This is a genomic window from Nocardioides koreensis (assembly GCF_039531775.1).
Taxonomy (GTDB): Bacteria; Actinomycetota; Actinomycetes; order Propionibacteriales; family Nocardioidaceae; genus Nocardioides; species Nocardioides koreensis.
Genome location: NZ_BAAAQR010000025.1, coordinates 1 through 1,587, shown reverse-complemented (window position 1 = coordinate 1,587; position 1,587 = coordinate 1). Strand labels below are relative to the sequence as shown.

Annotated in this window: 1 protein-coding gene; it reads right to left on the bottom strand. The window is 70.6% G+C overall.

Annotated features, from left to right (window positions below; translation table 11 throughout):
- Positions 1-260 precede the first annotated feature (260 nt).
- Positions 261-1,310: an IS110 family RNA-guided transposase gene (locus ABD268_RS22745; RefSeq protein ID WP_344158249.1), complete on the bottom strand. Its 1,050-nt coding sequence runs from the start codon at positions 1,308-1,310 to the stop codon at positions 261-263.
- Between the last annotated feature and the right edge of the window lie 277 nt (positions 1,311-1,587).

Sequence of the window (1,587 nt, the reverse complement as noted above, 5' to 3'; positions counted from 1 at the left end):
CGTCGCGACTGGTTGTCGTGGCGGCGCCTCTGTTCTGGCGTGGGGTCGGTGCGGGTTCAGCGTGTCTGCGACGCGCGGTCGATGCTGATATGCGCGGGTTGGTTACCGCATGACGGCGTTCGGCAGGAGCTCTCCGGCGTTTCTGAGGTCGAGCGTCACGGGCCCGTGGTGGGTTCGTGGCTCACAGCCGAATCGCGGGTTTGGCTCCTCGCGCTGCGTCCCGGTCGCGGTGGTTCCAGCCAGGGCGGTGGTGCCCGACGCTAGTCGGGCATGGTGGCCAGGGACCAGCACCAGCCGGCGAGCTCGCGGGCGATCGCGGTGTTGGCCACGGTGTGTTTCTTGTTGCGGGCCGCGTACCGCAGCCACCTGTGGTGCAGTCGCTGGTTCCCGGCGTGACCGCGGGCCCGGGCGTCGGGAGGTGCTTGGTCCCAGCGTGCCTGCAGTACGGCGCCGACGCGGTACTGGGCCTTGTGGTGCCAGGCGGCCTCGATCAGCAGCCGACGGGCGTGGCTGTTGCCGGTCTTGGTGATCCCACCCTGACGGCGGGACTCGCCACTGGAGTGCTCGGTGGGCACCAGCCCGAGGTAGGCGCCGATGCTGGCACCGGTGAACCGGTCCCAGTCGCCCAGCTCGACGGCCAGGGCGAACCCGGTCAGCGTCGAGATCCCGCGCAGGCAGCAGACCCGGCGGGTGACCGGGGTGAACTCGCTGTCGGCGGCCATCGCCGCGATCGCCTGGTCGAGCCGGTCACGACGCGCCACGGCGAAGTCGACGGCCTCGCGGTCGGCGTCGTAGGCGGCCCGGGTGCCGGACTCGGCGAAGCGGATCGAACGCAGCCAGGTCGCGTGCTTGGCGGTCCAGGCCTTCCCGCCGTAGTAGACGTGGCCGTGGCGCAGCAGCAGCTTGGAGACCCGGTGCCGGGCCCGCATCAGGTCACCGCGGACGTCCTCGCGGGCCCGGACCAGGTCACGCGCGGCTTCCTGGGTGATGGTGGGCACCCGGACCGCCACGATCTCGTCCATGCGCAGCAGCCGCGCGAGGAGCATCGCGTCCCGGGCGTCGGTCTTGACCCGGTCGCCGGCCGCCCGGGTGATCTTCGAGGGTGCCGCGACCTCGCACCGGATCCCGGCCGTGGTCATCGCCCGGGCCAGACCAAACCCGGTCGGTCCGGCCTCATAGGTCACCGCGGCCGGGCCGGGCAGGGCCTGGATCCAGTCGATGACGACCTCGCTGGAGGGGACCAGCCGCTGCTTGAACAGCTCGCCTGTCGTGGTGTCGATCGCCAATGCGGCGACCGATCGTGCGTGCACATCGAGCCCAACGCTCGTACGCTCGGTAAACACCGGGGCCTCCCACAATTGTCGGATAGGCCGAGCAGGCAGCCCCTGCTCGGTAACCCACGAATCTTGTGAGTGGGGCCCCGGCCCGCAACCCCTCGAGAGGGCCCGGTCCACAGATCGTCATCCCTCGATCGATGCTCACCAACCGACGGGTGGGACCGGGGTCAACGTGGAGCACGCGCAGCGCAGCGAGCATGAACGACGTTGACGCCGGCCCGCACGCCGGCTTGACCATGAACTATCGAGG